The 14,801-nt window shown below is 75.5% G+C and carries 18 protein-coding genes; 8 read left to right on the top strand and 10 right to left on the bottom strand.

The annotated features are described in order from the left end of the window. Positions 1-191: 191 nt before the first annotated feature. Both IE245_RS24755 and IE245_RS24750 read left to right on the top strand, forming a co-directional pair. Positions 192-908 (top strand): hypothetical protein, encoded by a 717-nt coding sequence (locus tag IE245_RS24755; RefSeq protein WP_189951256.1) that lies wholly within the window; start codon positions 192-194, stop codon positions 906-908. Continuing rightward, positions 905-1,276: a peptidase inhibitor family I36 protein gene (locus IE245_RS24750; RefSeq protein WP_189951254.1), complete on the top strand. Its 372-nt coding sequence runs from the start codon at positions 905-907 to the stop codon at positions 1,274-1,276. The genes IE245_RS24755 and IE245_RS24750 overlap by 4 nt, the downstream gene beginning before the upstream one ends. Before the next feature lie 22 nt (positions 1,277-1,298). On the opposite strand, the gene IE245_RS24745 is transcribed toward IE245_RS24750, so the two are convergent. The 4 genes from IE245_RS24745 to IE245_RS24730 form a co-directional block, all read right to left on the bottom strand. Then, positions 1,299-2,063, bottom strand: a complete 765-nt coding sequence (locus IE245_RS24745; RefSeq protein ID WP_189951252.1) for a rod shape-determining protein — start codon at positions 2,061-2,063, stop codon at positions 1,299-1,301. Positions 2,064-2,119: 56 nt separating this feature from the next. Further along, positions 2,120-3,355 carry a globin domain-containing protein gene (locus IE245_RS24740; protein WP_189951249.1) on the bottom strand — a complete coding sequence of 412 codons (1,236 nt, stop codon included), beginning with the start codon at positions 3,353-3,355 and terminating at the stop codon, positions 2,120-2,122. Between the two features lie 89 nt (positions 3,356-3,444). Continuing rightward, complete coding sequence (locus IE245_RS24735; protein ID WP_189951248.1) at positions 3,445-3,888, bottom strand: RrF2 family transcriptional regulator; 444 nt, start codon at positions 3,886-3,888, stop codon at positions 3,445-3,447. Between the two features lie 92 nt (positions 3,889-3,980). Next, complete coding sequence (locus tag IE245_RS24730) at positions 3,981-4,385, bottom strand: SHOCT domain-containing protein (RefSeq protein ID WP_189951246.1); 405 nt, start codon at positions 4,383-4,385, stop codon at positions 3,981-3,983. Positions 4,386-4,516: 131 nt separating this feature from the next. Between IE245_RS24730 and IE245_RS24725 the strand changes: the two genes are divergently transcribed. Then, on the top strand, positions 4,517-5,005 hold the full coding sequence (locus IE245_RS24725; protein WP_229851487.1) for a DUF6325 family protein: 489 nt from the start codon (positions 4,517-4,519) through the stop codon (positions 5,003-5,005). A 6-nt stretch (positions 5,006-5,011) separates the two neighbouring features. Continuing rightward, on the top strand, positions 5,012-5,383 hold the full coding sequence (locus tag IE245_RS24720) for an SHOCT domain-containing protein (protein WP_229851486.1): 372 nt from the start codon (positions 5,012-5,014) through the stop codon (positions 5,381-5,383). Positions 5,384-5,582: 199 nt separating this feature from the next. On the opposite strand, the gene IE245_RS24715 is transcribed toward IE245_RS24720, so the two are convergent. Together IE245_RS24715 and IE245_RS24710 are read right to left on the bottom strand one after the other, a co-directional pair. Further along, positions 5,583-6,041 carry a peroxiredoxin gene (locus IE245_RS24715; protein WP_189951243.1) on the bottom strand — a complete coding sequence of 153 codons (459 nt, stop codon included), beginning with the start codon at positions 6,039-6,041 and terminating at the stop codon, positions 5,583-5,585. Positions 6,042-6,129: 88 nt separating this feature from the next. Continuing rightward, entirely contained in the window at positions 6,130-6,735 is a 606-nt protein-coding gene (locus tag IE245_RS24710) for a PadR family transcriptional regulator (RefSeq protein ID WP_189951241.1), read from the bottom strand. A 167-nt stretch (positions 6,736-6,902) separates the two neighbouring features. Between IE245_RS24710 and IE245_RS24705 the strand changes: the two genes are divergently transcribed. Next, a complete protein-coding gene (locus IE245_RS24705; RefSeq protein ID WP_189951240.1) occupies positions 6,903-7,388 on the top strand; it encodes an SRPBCC family protein in 486 nt (161 codons plus the stop codon). 146 nt (positions 7,389-7,534) lie between these two features. Then, a complete protein-coding gene (locus IE245_RS24700) occupies positions 7,535-8,869 on the top strand; it encodes a L,D-transpeptidase (protein ID WP_189951238.1) in 1,335 nt (444 codons plus the stop codon). A 506-nt stretch (positions 8,870-9,375) separates the two neighbouring features. On the opposite strand, the gene IE245_RS24695 is transcribed toward IE245_RS24700, so the two are convergent. The 4 genes from IE245_RS24695 to IE245_RS24680 form a co-directional block, all read right to left on the bottom strand. Then, positions 9,376-9,696 carry a cupin domain-containing protein gene (locus IE245_RS24695; RefSeq protein WP_189951236.1) on the bottom strand — a complete coding sequence of 107 codons (321 nt, stop codon included), beginning with the start codon at positions 9,694-9,696 and terminating at the stop codon, positions 9,376-9,378. Between the two features lie 53 nt (positions 9,697-9,749). After that, on the bottom strand, positions 9,750-11,042 hold the full coding sequence (locus IE245_RS24690) for a M20 metallopeptidase family protein (RefSeq protein WP_189951234.1): 1,293 nt from the start codon (positions 11,040-11,042) through the stop codon (positions 9,750-9,752). 68 nt (positions 11,043-11,110) lie between these two features. Next, positions 11,111-11,629 (bottom strand): hemerythrin domain-containing protein, encoded by a 519-nt coding sequence (locus tag IE245_RS24685; protein ID WP_189951232.1) that lies wholly within the window; start codon positions 11,627-11,629, stop codon positions 11,111-11,113. A gap of 125 nt (positions 11,630-11,754) precedes the next feature. Beyond that, positions 11,755-12,339, bottom strand: coding sequence for a TMEM165/GDT1 family protein (locus IE245_RS24680; RefSeq protein ID WP_189951231.1), 585 nt, complete (start codon positions 12,337-12,339; stop codon positions 11,755-11,757). A 294-nt stretch (positions 12,340-12,633) separates the two neighbouring features. Between IE245_RS24680 and IE245_RS24675 the strand changes: the two genes are divergently transcribed. Together IE245_RS24675 and IE245_RS24670 are read left to right on the top strand one after the other, a co-directional pair. Beyond that, entirely contained in the window at positions 12,634-13,329 is a 696-nt protein-coding gene (locus IE245_RS24675) for a TetR/AcrR family transcriptional regulator (protein WP_189951229.1), read from the top strand. Then, the gene (locus IE245_RS24670) at positions 13,326-14,801 is read left to right on the top strand and encodes an MFS transporter (RefSeq protein ID WP_189951227.1); all 1,476 of its coding nucleotides are present in this window, start codon (positions 13,326-13,328) and stop codon (positions 14,799-14,801) included. Before IE245_RS24675 ends, IE245_RS24670 begins: the two co-directional genes overlap by 4 nt.

The following is a 14,801-nucleotide window of genomic DNA, read 5'->3' as shown; positions in this document are numbered from 1 at the left end:
GGCCGCCACGTCCGGGTCGTCGCGCGCGGTCGGCGCACGGCGCGCAAGGGGCGCGCGCGACGGCGCGTTCGACCCGTTCGAGTGAGTCCAGGCATGGTCGCCTCCGCCACGGGCAGTGATCGTCCGGGCCGGCCGACGATCATCCTCCGGCCCGCCGACCAGGCGTGGTGCCACCGCGCCGAGGGGGACCCATGCCACTCGCCACCACACCGCTCGCCCGCCGGGCTCTGCCGGCCGCCGCCGCGCTCGCGCTGCTCACCGGCTGCACCTCCGTCCACCCCGACGCGCCCGGACCGCCCGCCGTGCCGGCCGGGCGCGCCGCGCAGGACGCGCTCCTCAGGGCCGCCGAGCGCCGGCTCGTCGACGACTGCCTCGCCGACCGCGGCATCCGGGCCACCGCCGAACCGCGCGCCCCCGCCGGGGACCGGGCCCTCCAGGCCGCCTTGTTCGGCACGGGGCCCCGGGAACTCTCCGTGACGCTCGCCACCGGCGCCACCGTCACCGCCCACAGCGACGGCTGCCTGGCCGCCGCCAAGGACCGGCTCTACGGCGACCAGCACCGCTGGTTCCGGGCCCAAGTCGTCGTCGACAACCTCCGCGCGGAGGCCCAGGCCCGCTACCGCGACGACCCCGCCCACCGATCCGCCCTCGCCCGCTGGACCGCCTGCGTCGCCCCGCCGGGCCGACCCCGCCCCGAGCGTCCCGATCCCGCGGAATCCGCCCGCTGCGCGCGGGAGTCCGGACTCGACGAGACCCGCGCCCGGCTGGAGCGCGCCGAGCTGACCGAGGTGCGCGCCCTGCACCGCGACGAGCTCACCACCTACCGGCAGTTGCGCGACGGCGCGCTGCGGCGGGCGGCCCTGCTGCCCGCACCCACCCCACCACCGAAAGGCGACACCACCTCGTGAAGCGCTTCCTGGCCACCACGGCCGCCACCCTCTTCGCCGTCACCGCCGGCCTCACCGCCGCCGGCTCCGCCGCCGCCGCCGAATGCCCCTCCGGACACTTCTGCGTCTGGCAGGACTCGAACTTCGGCGGCCAGCGGGCCAACTGGAGCGGTGACGACGGCTGGTGGGAGAGCTGGATCTCCGACACCGACTCTTCGTGGGCCAACCACGGCATCTCCGGGCCGGGCATCAAGGACCACGTGCGGGTCTACGAGAGCGCCTGGCAGGGCGGCAGCATGACCATCTGTCTCGCCCCCGGCCAGGAGGTGGGGTACAACGGCGCGGCCAACGACCGCGGCGACTCCCACATCTGGTCGACCGGCTGCTGACACCGTCCCCGGCGCCCCCCGGTCACGGGGCGCGCCGGGCCCCCGGGTGGCGCAGCGCGGAGGCGAGCATCAGTCCGGCGCCCCGGACGACGCTGGTCGCCGGGTCGTTGGCCAGCCGGACCCGGGCCCGCAGCACCTGGGCGAGCCGCGCGGTCACGTCCAGCCGCAGCGCTCCGCCGCCGGTCACCAGGACCCCCCGGCGCAGCGCTCCGCGCACCGCGCCGGTGGCGTCCTCGCGCCACATGTCGCTCACCATGTCGGCGGCGGTGCCCACCACCGCGTCCGGCGCCCCGCCGTGCGGCGGCAGGTCGTCCACGCCGAGCTCGGCGAGCCGCGCGTCCTGCACCTGTCCGTCCACGACGAGCGTGACCTCGGTCAGCCGGGCGCCGAGGTCGACCACGAGCAGCGGGCCGCCGCCGGGCGGCGCCGCGTAGGCCGCGGCGGCCCGGGCGCTGTCCACGGCGATCACCCGGACCGGCCCGAGGCCGGCGACCACCCGGCGGGCCGCCTCGCGCTCGGCGGGGGCGGAGAGCACCGGATGGGTCAGCATCACGACGGTGTCGTGGCCCTCGGCGCCCGGGGCGGAGGCGGCGAGCCGCTTGAGGAGCAGCAGCTGGGCGGAGTCGTCCGACACCCGGCCGCGCCGGACCGCCGTGCTCGGCACGTCCGCGTAGACGCCCGCCCCCGGCGCCCAGGCCCGCGTCCGAGAGCTGCCGATGTCGAGGGCGATCCCCCGCACCGGCCGCCGCGCGTCCCGGTGGGCGCCACCCGCTCCGTACGATCCCATCGCTTCCGTCCATTTCCTGTCGGTCCCACTGATTGTGAGGCCGATCCGCGCCCACACTATGCAGGATCTGCTGCAGGAACGCTACGGCGCTTGGGGATCGAAGGTCGGGCCGCGGTGCCGAGCCAAAGGTCCGGACCGAAGACCTCGTAGTGGACGTCGGCGGCGGCGACACCGGAGGCGAGGAGGTCGCCGCGGACCGCGCGCAGGAAGGGGAGCGGGCCGCAGAGGTAGGCGTGCGTGCCGGCCGGAAGCTCCAGGGCGGTCACGTCGGCGCGGCCCTCGCGGGCGCCGGACGCGCCCGGTGCCTCGTACCAGAGGTGGAGGCTGCCCTGCGGCAGCCGGCCGACCAGCTCGCGCAGCTCCTCGGCGTGGGCGTGCGCCCCGGGGGAGCGGTCGGCGTGCACGACGACGACCCGGCGCTCGGCCCCGGTGGCGGCGAGGTGGTCGAGCATGGCGAGCATCGGGGTGCTGCCGATGCCGGCGGAGGCGAGCAGCAGCGGCCCGTCGCCCTCGGGCAGCACCAGGTCGCCGAAGGGCGCGGAGACCTCCAGGACGTCGCCTGCGGCCGCGTGGGCGTGGAGCCGGTTCGAGACCTCGCCCGCCGGGTCCCCGTCGACCCTCTTCACGGTGATCCGCCAGGCGGGGCGGCCCGGGGCGCTGGAGAGGCTGTACTGGCGGATCTGGTGGGCGCCGTCCGGGAGGGCGACGCGCACGCTCATGTACTGGCCGGGCCGGAAGGGCGGCAGCGGCTCGCCGTCCGGGTCGGTGAGCGTCAGGGAGACGGTGTCCGCGGTCTCCTCGCGCCGCTCGGAGATCCGCACCGGGCGCCAGACCTGGCCGTCGTCGACGCCCGCCTCCTGGTAGAGGCGGCTCTCCAGGGCGATGAGCGCGTTCGCCATCAGCCAGTAGACCTCGTCCCAGGCCCGGGCGACCTCGGGGGTGACGGCCCCGCCCAGCACCTCGACGATCGCGGCGAAGAGGTGCTCGTGCACGATCTTGTACTGGTCGGCCGTGACGCCGAGCGAGGCGTGCTTGTGCGCGATGCGGGAGAGCAGGGCGTCGGGGCGGGTGTCGGGGTGCTCCAGGAGCGCGACGGCGAAGGCGGCTATGGAGCCGGCGAGGGCCCTGCGCTGGTCGCCGTTGGCCTGGTTGCCGCGGTTGAACAGGTCGCGCAGCAGCTCGGGGTGGGCGTCGAAGAGCCGTCCGTAGAAGCGCTCGGTGATCCGGTCGAGTGCTCCGCCGACGGCGGGCAGCGTGGCGCGGACGACGGGTACGGCCTGCTCGGACAGCATCGGAACTCTCAATCTGGTAAATGATCTACGTATTTAAAAAGAGGGGGAATCCCGTGCGGAGGGGGCCGCACGGGCGGGGGAGGGAGAGGTCAGGAAGGTGGTCGCGGAGTGAGGGAGAGCAGGACGGGGCCGGTCGGCGACCGTACGAGATCGGCCACCGTCAGCGGGTCGAGCGCACGGTAGAAGGCGTCCTGGGCCTCCCGCAGCGCGCCTCGCAGCCGGCAGGCCGCCCGCAGCGGGCACGGCGGATCGCCCTCGCAGCCGACGACCTCCTCCTCGCCCTCCAGCGTCCTGGTCAGCCAGCCCACCGAGGAGCGCCGGCCGAAGTCGGTGAGGGCGAGTCCGCCCCCGCGCCCGCGCCGGGCCTCCACCACTCCGAGGTGCTGGAGCCGGGTGACCGCCTTCGCCATGTGGGCGTGCGGCACCGCCAGCTCCTCCGCCACCGCGCGCGTGGTGACGGGCTCCGCGCCATCGGCGACCGCCAGGCGCATCACGGCGCGCAGGGCCAGGTCGGTGAATTTGGTCAACCTCACGGCGCGACCGTATCAAAGCGGCATCCCGGACTCGCATTAAGGGTGCGTGTCCGGGATGCCGGGGGCCCGCGGGGCGGGCGTGGGCGTGCGGGTCAGGCGAGGATCTTGGCCTTCGCCTGCTGGAACTCCTGCTCGGAGATCGCGCCCTTCTCCTTCAGGTCGGCGAGCCGGGCCAGTTCGTCGGTGGCGCTCGGCGCGCCCGCCGCGGCCTGGGTGCCGGCCGTCTGCCGGATGTACTCCTGGAAGCGGGCCTCCGCTTCCTTCGCCTGCTTGGCGTCACGCAGCCCCATGCCCTTGCCGCGGGCGATCACGTAGACCAGCACGCCGAGGTAGGGGAGCACGATGCAGAAGATCAGCCAGCCCGCCTTGCCCCAGCCGCTCAGCTCGTGGTCCCGGAAGATGTCCGTGATCACCTTGAAGAGCAGGAAGAGCCACATGATCCAGAGGAAGAACCACAGCATCGTCCAGAAGACGTTCAGGAGGGGATAGTCGTCCATTCCCGTACACTCCGTTCCCGCCGGCCGGGGGAGGCCGCGCGTTGGAGCGAGTCTCACCCGTCCGGCCCGGACCCGCATGTCGTGGCCGCCCGCCCCGACTCGGCGTGCGGGCCGGTGTCCGCCGTGGTCGCATGGAGGTCCCGTACGCGGACGGCGGCCCCGCCGCCGAGGAGCGGAGAGCCATGGGACCGGTGGAATGCGTGGTGCTCGCCTTTCCGGGCGAACGACTGAAGGTGGCGGCCGTCGCCGCGATCGCCGAGCTCCGCAAGGAGGGGCAGGTCCGGCTGATCGACTCGCTCGTCGTCGTGCGGTCGCGGGCCGGGGAGGTCTCCACCTCCGAACTGATCGAGTACGACGAGTACGACGAGGCCACCGCGGAGATCGGCCCCGAGGCCAACCTCCTCGGCCCCGAGGACGCGGCCGAGGTCGCCCAGTCCCTCGAACCCGGCTCCTGCGCGCTGATGCTGCTCGTCGAGCACATCTGGGCCGGCCGGGCCGCCGAGGCCGTACGGGAGGCGGGCGGCCGCGTCGCGGCCCGGGTGCCCGTTCCCGACGCCCACGTGGAAGAGGCGCGCGCCGCCTACGAGCAGGCGGTCGCCGCCGCCGCGGGAAGGAGCTGACGCCCGATGTTCATGCGCCGCCGTCCCCTCGCCCGTCCCGTGGTCCGCCCCGCCGGAGCCCCGCTCCTGCGCGGCGCCCTCGTCGGCGGAGCCGCGTACGCCGCCGGCCGCAGCGCCGCCCGGAACGCCCGCCGCGAACAGGACCAGGAACAGGCCATCGCCGACCTCCAGTACCAGCAGCAGGCCGAGCGGCAGCCCCTGCTGCGGGAGGCCCCCGCCGCCCCGCCCCCGCAGGCCCCGGCCGCGCCCCCGTCCGGCGGGCAGGCCGACGCGGGCGGCCTGACGGAACAGCTGGCCCGGCTCGGGGCGCTCGCCCAGCAAGGACTGCTCACCGCCGAGGAGTTCGCCGCCGCGAAGGCCAAGCTCCTCGGGGTCTGAGCCCGAGGGGACGGGGCCCGGGCGGACGGGCCCGGGCCCCGCCGATCGGCCCGTGGCGAGTCGGCCGGCCGGCGGATCGGGCAGTCGACGGATCCGGCCCGCCGGCGGATCGGGCTGTGGACGGACTCGGCCGAACAGTGGATCGGCCGGTCGACGAAGCAAGCGGTCGACGGATCCGGCCGGCCGGCGGATCCGTCGCTCAGGCGGTGCGCAGCGCCGCGAGCGCGGCCAGCGCGCGGTCCGCGTGGGCGCTCATCCGCAGCTCGCTGCGGACGACCTCCTTGACCCGCCGGTCCTGCCCGATCACGAACGTGACCCGCTTCGTGGGCGCGAGCGAGAAGCCGCGCCGCACGCCGAAGCGCTCCCGCACGCCGCCGTCGGGGTCGGAGAGCAGGGGATAGCCGAGCGAGTGCCGCTCGGTGAACTCCTTCTGCTTCGCGACCTCGTCGCCGCTCACGCCCACCGGCAGCGCGCCCGCCGCGCGGAACTCCGCGGCCAGGTCGCGGAAGTGGCAGGCCTCGGCGGTGCAGCCGGGCGTCATCGCCGCCGGGTAGAAGAAGAGGACGACCGGCCCTTCGGCGAGCAGTCCGGAGAGGGAGCGCGGGGCGCCGGTCTCATCCGGAAGGGTGAAGTCCTCGACGAGATCGCCGACGTTCATGGGGTCCGCCCCTTCGTCGGGCGCCCCGGTCTCCCGGCGTCCGCCCGGTCCGCGCCCGCCGGCCTCCCCGACGGGCTACCCGAGAGTTCTACCGCAGGGTAGGAGCCGGAGTCACCTCGCACCCGCGCCCGCCCGTGCCCGCCGCGATCCGCGCGTCGAGGACCGCGAGCACCCGTTCGCCCCAGCGGAGGTTCTCCTCCTCCAGGAGCCGGCCCCGCATCAGCGTCAGATACGGCCCGACGCGCTCCGCCTCGCGCAGGTACGTCTCCTCGTCCCGGCCGCCGAGCAGCCACTCCCGCAGCCGCTCGTACCGGGCCAGCTTGTCCCGGGAGACCTCCACGTGCCGGGCCACGAAGCCACGTACGGCCTCGGTGTCGCCGCCGTCGCACGCCTGCACCTGCACCATCAGCTCGTCGCGCACCGCCGTCGGCCGCGGTGCCACCGAGGTGAAGGCGTCGAGGTCCCGCCGGCCCTCCGGGGTGAGGCTGAACATCCGCTTGTTGGGACGCCGTTCCTGCTCGACCACCCGGGCGGCGATCAGACCGGCCTCGGAGAGCCGGTCCAGCTCGCGGTAGAGCTGCTGGGGGGTGGCGGCCCAGAAATTGGCGACGGACACGTCGAAGATCTTGGCGAGGTCGTATCCGGAGGCCTCACCCTCCAGAAGAGCTGCGAGGACGGCGTGCTTGAGCGACATCCGGACACGCTAGCAGTCCGTTGAATAGTTTCCTCCGCACCTATTCAACGGCCGGAGCATCCCTGGCCGCCCGGTCCTGCCTGGCACCCGGCCCCGCCCCTGCCTAGGCTGGATCACCACGACACCACGGGGGGAGACGACCGGGGGCCGGAGGAGCGAGCAGCGCCATGGACACCGACGCGTACGTCTACACCAGCTACATCAGGACGACCCCGGACGAGCTGTGGAAGGCGCTCACCGAGCCGGAACTGACCCGGCGCTACTGGGGCGTGGCCTTCGAATCGGAGTGGACCCCCGGCGCGCCGATGGTCTGGGACGAGGGCGACCGCCGCACCGCCGACCCCGAGCAGGTCGTCGTCGAGGCCGTGCCGGGCCGCCGGCTCGCGTACACCTGGCACACCTTCACCCCCGAATGGGCGAGGGCCGTCGGCCTGGACGACGAGGTGTACGCGCGCCTCGCCCGCGAGCGCCGCTCCACCGTCGCCTTCACCGTCGAACCCTCCGGCGACACGGTCCGGCTGACGGTCACCCACGACGGCCTGGAACCGGACGGCATCGTGCGGAGGCTCGTCGGGGAGGGCTGGCCGGCGATCGTCTCCAGTCTGAAGTCCCTCCTGGAGACCGGCGAGGAGCTTCCGGAACCGCCCCGCTGACCCATCCGAGTCGTCTCCCGGACCTCTCGCCCGCCACGCCCACAGCCTTGATCATCTTTTTCTCCTCTCGTCGGTTCTGATACTCCGGTCGGCGCCCGACCGCCGACCTTCCGACCGGTCAGCGACGAAAGGGGAGGGTGGCCGACGTGCCGTCACGCCGATACGTACAGGGGTGGGGGGCGCTCTCGCTCGCCGTCGGGACCGTCCTCGTCACGACCGCGGCCGCGCAGACTCCCGCGGCCGGCCGCCCGGCCGCGGCGACCGCCCGGCCGCCCGCCGTCCTCACGGTCGGCGTCTGCCCCGCCGCCGTCGGACCGTGCCGGCCGCACCCCACCACCGTGTCCCTCGACGCCCCCGCCGCCGTCACCCTGCCCCGCGCCGCGCCGGGCCCCGTCGACCTCGCCCTGCGCACCCCCGGCCGGCTCACCGACGTCACCGTCACCGACCGGCGCGGGCGCCGGATCGCCGGACGCGCCGGCGCCGACGGCACCCGCTGGACCAGCGAGGCCGCGCTGCCCGCCGGAGGCGCGTACACCGCCCGGCTCGTCGTCGAGGAGCCCGGCCGCGACGGCCCGCGCCGCCGGACCGTCCGGCTCGCCGTGCGCACCACGCGGGCCCCGGCGGGGGAACGGCTCACCGTGGTCTTCGGCCCCGGGGACGGCCGGCGGGCCCGTACGTACGGAGTGGGCCGGCCCGTCACCGCGGAGCTGAGCCACCCCGTCACGGCCGGCGACCCCTCCGCCCGCCGGACCGTGGAACGCGCCCTGGAGGTACGCAGCGAACCCCGGGTCGAGGGCGCCTGGCACTGGGTGGACGCCGACACCCTCCACTACCGGCCGCGCGTCTCCTGGCCGCCCCGCGCCACCGTCCGGGTCCGCTCCGGACTCGACGGCGCCCGCGTCACCGACCGGCTCCACGGCGGCCCCTCACGGCCCCTCGCCTTCACCACCGGCGACCGCGTGGAGGCCGTCACGGACGTCGCCGCCCACGAGATGCGGGTCTACCGCGACGGCCGCCTGCTCCGCGTCATCCCCGTCACCACCGGCAAGCGCGGCTTCCGCACCCGGGTCGGCACCAAGGTCGTCCTCGGGAAGGAGCCCCTGGTCAGGATGCGCGGCGACTCGATCGGCATCGCCCGCGGCAGCCGCGAGTTCTACGACCTCAAGGTGCGCTGGGCCGTCCGGGTGACCTGGAGCGGCGAGTACCTGCACGCCGCTCCCTGGTCCCTGGACGCGCAGGGCAACGCCGACGTGAGCCACGGCTGCACCGGCATGTCCCCCGAGGCCGCCCGCTGGTTCTACCGCACGGTCCGCGAGGGCGACCTCGTCCGGGTCGTCCACGGGTACGGCGCCCGGATGACGCCCTTCGACAACGGCTACGGCGACTGGAACCTCGATTGGCCCGCGTGGCTGCGCGGCAGCGCCCTCGGCGCCCGCACACCCGGCCGCGGTTCCGCCGGACCGCTGCTCCCGGCGCTGTGAGGGCGGCTCGGCCCCCGCGGCCGCCCGGCGACTTCGCCGGGCCGGCCCGGTCCTCGCCCCGGACGGGCCGCGGGGTGCTCGGCGCGGGCTCGCCGGGCACCAGCCGGGGACGGCGCTGGAGTCCGGCGCCGACGAACACCCCGAGCGCGCTCGCGGCGACCGTGATCACCGTGTCGACCGGACTGCTCGACCGCCGTCGGTGCCCTTCTCGACGATGATCTCCGAGACGCCGGTGAGACCGACCGCGCCCGGGAACAGGAGCCGAACCCGCAGAGGAGCGAGGCGAGGTCCCGGAGCCGTTGCCGGTCGGCGGCGTCGTCCTCCGGCAGGGTGACGGCGCCAGAGCGCCGGGGCCGCAGCGCCGCCGCGCGTCGCACGAGACCGCGCACATCGAATCCGGTCACATGCCGCATTCATGAACGCTGACAGGCGTGAGCGTGACGGTGGACGGGAACGACGGGGCGACAGCCTCCGTTCCCGTCCCCCTCTTTGTGGCCCGTCCGCCGTCAGTCGTTGACGGCCGTCAGGAGCACCACGCTGTCCTCCACCGCGGTCAGCCCGTGGCGCACCTTGGGGATCTCCCGCAGCTCGCCCCTGGACAGCTCGTGCGTCCGGTCCGGGCTGGTCAGCCGCACCCGGCCGGTCAGCACCTGGAGGCTGGCCGCCGGGGGAGCGTTGTGCTCGTCCAGGGCCGTGCCGGCCGTCAGCGCGATCACGGTCTGCCGCAGCACCCCGTCGTGCAGCACCAGATGGGCGCTGCGCCCGTGCGGGGCGCTGCGGGCGGCGGCCAGGTGCTCGTCGGCGAGGGCGGTGAGGTCCAGGTTCATACCCCCAGCCTCCCGGCCGCGCGCGAGGGCGCAACTCGGGGCCGGCGGGCCGTCTACTCCGCCGGCAGCAGTGTCCCCCTGAGGTGGTCGTACGCCACGTGCGCGTGGAGGCGGACGCCGGTGACGAGGGTGTCGTCGTCGGCGTAGAAGTGCGGATTGTGGTTGGTGGCGAGACCCCGCCCGCCCTCCTCCGGCACCGGCACCCCGCCCGGGCCGAGCACCGTGTCCTGGACGCCGAGGATCACGTACAGGCCGCCGAAGAGCCTGACGAACTCGGAGACGTCGTCGTACCCGAGGGTCTGCCCGGTCTCGGTGACGCGCTCCGCGCCCACCACCCGGCGGAAGGTCGGCAGCCCGGCCGCCACCCAGGGCCCGGTGTTGTGCACGGGCGGCACCGGCTGGAGGTACCGCACCTCGGCCGTCGCGCCGTACGCCGCGGCCGAGTGCTCGGCGAGCCGCCGGAGCCGCTGCCGCACGTCGTCCATGTCGGACTCCCTCGCGCAGCGGATCGTGCCCCAGAGCGTCACCGTCTGGCCGACGATGTTGAACCGGCCGACGTCCTCGACGTGCCCGATGGTGACGGTGACCGGGTCGAAGGCGGACACCTGGCGGTACAGCTGCCCGATGCCGGTGAGCACCGCCCCGGCCGCGGGCATCGGGTCGACGCCCTGCCACGGCGTGGAGCCGTGCACCTGCTCGCCGGTGATCGTGATCCGGACCAGGACGGAGGCCCCGTACTGGTTGCCCACGCGGTAGCCCACGTACCCCTTGGGGTGCGGCGTCACGTGCATCCCGAAGGCCATGGTCGGCACCGGGTCGGTGAAGGCGCCCGCGTCGACCATGGCGAGCGCCCCGCCGGTCTCGGTCACCGGCGGCCCCTCCTCGGCGGGCTGGAAGACGAACAGGACCGTGCCCGGCAGCCGGTCGCGCACCCCCGCGAGGACCGTGGCGGCGCCCATCAGCATCGCCGTGTGGCAGTCGTGGCCGCAGGCGTGCGAGACCGGGAACGGACCGCCCGGGTACTCCTCGTCGACCACCGTCGAGGCGAAGTCGACCCCGCACAGGTCCCGCACCGGCAGCGCGTCCGTGTCCGCCCGCAGGGCGACCACCCGGCCGTCGCCGCCCGCGGCCCCGCGCAGCACGCCCACCACGCCGTGCCCGGCGACGCCGGTGCGGACCTCGTCGAGGCCCAGGCTCCGGAGGTGGTCGGCGACCAGCCGGGCGGTCTCCGCCTCCCGGTTGGACAGCTCGGGGTGCCGGTGCAGGTGGCGGCGCCAGGCGATCACCCGGGCGGAGGCCTCCCCGGCCAGCCGGTCGAGCTCGCCGTGGACCGGATCGTCACTCATGGGGCGTCCTCTCGTGCGGGCGGGGGGCGGGCGGGCGTGGCGCGCGGGCCCGTGTGCGGGCGCGGGGGTCAGGCGTCCGTGAGGTCGCGGAGCGCGAAGTCGTCGGACAAGGGGGCCGACAGCCCGTTGAGGGCCGCGACCAGTTTCTTCTCCTCGTAGGTGAAGTGCGATTCGACGAGTGCGATCAGGCCGTCGAGCTCGCCGCTCAGCCTGCGTGCCGCCTCGGGGCCGAGCGGCTCGGCCGGCGCGGTCGGCAGGGTGTCGAGGAGGGTCTGGAGGCGGCCCAGGAGCTCCTCCACCTGGCGGTGGTCGTGGGCGAGCTCGTCGAGGACGGGGCGGAGCCCGGGGTGGGCCTCGGCGAGCGCGGGGAAGACGCCGCCGTCCTCCGCGGTGTGGTGGCGGGTGAGCGCGGAGCAGAAGGCGAGGCAGTGCGCCCGCAGCTCGCGGGGGCGCCCGCCCCTGCCGGAGAGGTGGTCGTCGAGGCCGGAGCGGAGCGCGGCGAGCTCCTCGCGGAGCCAGAGGTGGACGTGGACGAGCTGGTTCCCGAACGCCGCGAAGCGGTCGGCCGGCTCGGAGGTGGTGGCCATCCGTGCATGATCGCACCGGCGGTCGACGGCGGGGGCCGTTTCCTCGGCGGCGACCGCCTGGGTACGACTCCGGGGCCGTGCCCGCGCGTGTGCGGGTACGGCCCCGGGGCGGGCGGCGGGGCGCGTCAGCCGGTGAAGACCTCGACGAGGGACCAGACCGCGAGGCCCGCCATGCAGACGCCGCCGACGCGCTGGACCGTCTTGAGCGGCACCCGCTTGGCGATGAAGCGGCCGGCGACGAGGGCCAGGGCGGAGACCGAGGTCAGTGCCAGGAAGGAGCCGATCGCCGTCGACGCGGTGCCGTTGGTGGCGGCGAGGTTGGCGGTGGTGATCTGGGTCAGGTCGCCCCACTCGCTGATGAAGACGGCCATGAAGGCGGTGGAGAAGACCGGCCAGAAGCCGGTGACCGTCTTGCCGCCCGCGTCGTCCTCCTCGTCGTCGCCCCCTGCGCGCAGCAGGACGAAGGCGCCGAAGCCGAACATCAGCGCGGAGACGAGTTTGACGATCCAGCCGGGGAGCAGCCCGAGGAGGCTGCCGGCGCCGACGGCGATGGCGACGTGCACCGCGAAGGCGGCGGAGGTGCCGAACCAGACGTACAGGGGACGCATGCGCGTGCCCATGGCGAGCGACGCGAACATCGTCTTGTCGGGAAGCTCGGCGAGGAAGATGAGCCCGAAGGCGGTGACGATCGCCAAGGGGTCGAGGTGCATACCGGCGCTCTCTGCTCGGTCCGGGCCCCGTGGCTCCGCACGGCACCTCGGCGGGCGACGGGAGGACCACTCGGCCCGGCATGACGGACCACGCCCACGGAGGCGTGGACGTGGTAATGCCTGGCCGAAGGTCTCGCCCGTCCGCGTCACGCGTGGACCCGGTCACCGGGAACCCGGGGGCTCCAGTGTGTCGACGACCGGTTCGCAGGGCTACTCCCCTTCGCTGTCCACCAGTGTATCCGATGGCTCTCCGGGACTGTAGACACTGTCTACAAAAGTTGGTAGACAGTGTCCATGTCTCACCCTTCACCTCAGGATCAACCCGTCCCTCAGGGCCCGCCCGTACTTCCGGACCGTCCTGACGCTCCGGGCGACGGCGACGGCGACGCGGGCGGCCGCGGCGGGCTGCGGGAGCGGCTCGTCAGGACCGGCGTCGCCCTCGTCGACGCCGAGGGGGCCCAGGCCCTCACGCTCCGCGAGATCGCCCGCCGCGCGGGCGTCTCCCACGGCGCGCCCCGCCGCTGGTTCCCCACCCACCTCGACCTGCTCTCGGCCATCGCCCGCGAGGGCTTCGCCGAACTCGCCGCCAGGGTCGCCGAGACCGACCGGGAGGCCGACCGCACGGACGCCGGGCCCCGGGCGCGGGCCGAGCTCCTCGCCCGCTGCTACCTCGCGTACGCCGCCGAGCGCCGCGGCATGTACGAGCTGATGTTCCGCCACGACCTGCTGGAGAGCGGCCGGCTGGGGCTGCGGGAGACGAGCCTGCCCCTCTTCGCCCGGCTCACCGCCCTCGTCGCCGGACTCCGCCCCGCCGCCGTCACCGGCGTCGACCCCGTCACCGCCGCCGGCGCGCTCTGGGCGAACCTCCACGGCCTCGCCCAGCTCCGCCACTGGGGCAGCCTCGCCCTCGCCACCGGCTCCGACGACCCCGAGGCCCTCGTCCGCGCCACCCTCGACGCCCACCTCGGCCCGGCGGATCCCGCCCGGTGAGCACCACCCGGGCCGTCCCGGTCCGCACCCTCGTCTGCAGCGTCACCGGCGCCGCCGTCGTCGCCCTCGACGGCACCGTCCTGACGCTCGCCCAGCCCGCCCTCCAGCGCGACCTGCACGCCGGTGTCGCCCAGGTCCAGTGGACCAGCACCGGTTACCTCGTCGCCGTCGCGAGCCTCCTCGTCCTCGCCGGGCGGCTCGGCGACCGCCACGGCCACCACCGGGTCTTCGCCCTCGGCGCCCTCGGCTTCGCCGCCGCCTCCACCGGGATCGCGCTCGCCCCCGGCATCGGCGCCGTCGTCCTGCTCCGGGTCCTCCAGGGGATCTGCGGGGCGCTGCTCCAGCCCGCCACCCTCGGCATGCTCCGCACCGCCTGCCCGCCGGACCGGCTCACCGGACCCATCGCGCTGCGCACCGGCGCCATCGGGCTCGCCGCCGCGGCCGGCCCCCTCCTCGGCGGCGCCCTGGTCTCCGCGTACGGCTGGCGCGCGGTCTTCCTCCTCGGCGTGCCCCCGACGCTCGCCGTCGGCCTCCTCGCCCTCACCGTCCGCGAGCCCCGCCCGACGGAGCCCGCACGCGCGCGTGCCGACGGCGAGGCCCCCGCACGCGCGCGTGCCGTTGGAGATCCGCTCGGCGCCGTGCTGCTCGCCGGGTCGCTCGGACTCCTCGTGCACGGGCTCGTCACGTTCCCGCACCCCGGCGAAGGCGGCCGGGCCGCCCTCACCCTCGCCGCCGCGGCGGCCGCCGCGCTCGCCCTCGTACGCCACGCACGGCGGGCCCCGGACCCGCTGCTGCCTCCCGCGCTGCTGCGGAGCCGGCCCGTGGCCGCCGGGCTCGCCGCGCTGCTCGCCGCCTCCGCGGCGCTCTCCGGCACCCTCTTCGTGACCACGTACTTCCTCCAGGAGACGCAGCGGCTCGACCCGCTCGACGCCGGGCTGCGGTTCCTGCCGCTCGCCGTCCTGATGGTGCTCGGCGCCGCGTTCTGCCCGCCGCTCCAGCGGCGGCTCGGCCCCCGCGGCACGGCGCTCGCCGGCGGCGCCCTGCTCACCTCCGGGGTCCTGGTCCTCGCCCGCCTCGACCAAGGCGCGGGAGCCGTGGCGACCGGGACCGGCGCCGCGCTCCTCGGCGCGGGCTTCGTCACCCTGATGGTCACCGCGACCGCGGCGATCGTCCGCCACGCCCCCGAGGCGCACGCCGGGGTCGCCGGCGGACTCCAGCAGACCGCCATGAACACCGGTCCCGCCCTCGGCGTCGCCACCGCCGCCCTCCTCCTCGCCCTCGTGCCCGGCGGCGGTTTCGCCCCCGCGCACGGGGCCGCGCTGCCCGCCCTCGCGCTGCCCGCGGCCCTCACCCTCCCGGCCGCCCTCGCCCTCCCGGCGACGGGCGGCAGCCGGGACGGCGGGAGGAGGGACGGGACACGCCAGCCCGGCGCCGCACGCCGGTCGCGCCGCCCGTTCTGCGTACGATCATGA

The organism is Streptomyces roseolus (genome assembly GCF_014649855.1).
GTDB classification, from domain to species: Bacteria; Actinomycetota; Actinomycetes; order Streptomycetales; family Streptomycetaceae; genus Streptomyces; species Streptomyces roseolus.
The sequence above is the reverse complement of the archived record's forward strand: the minus strand, read 5'-3'. Positions and strand labels throughout refer to the sequence as shown.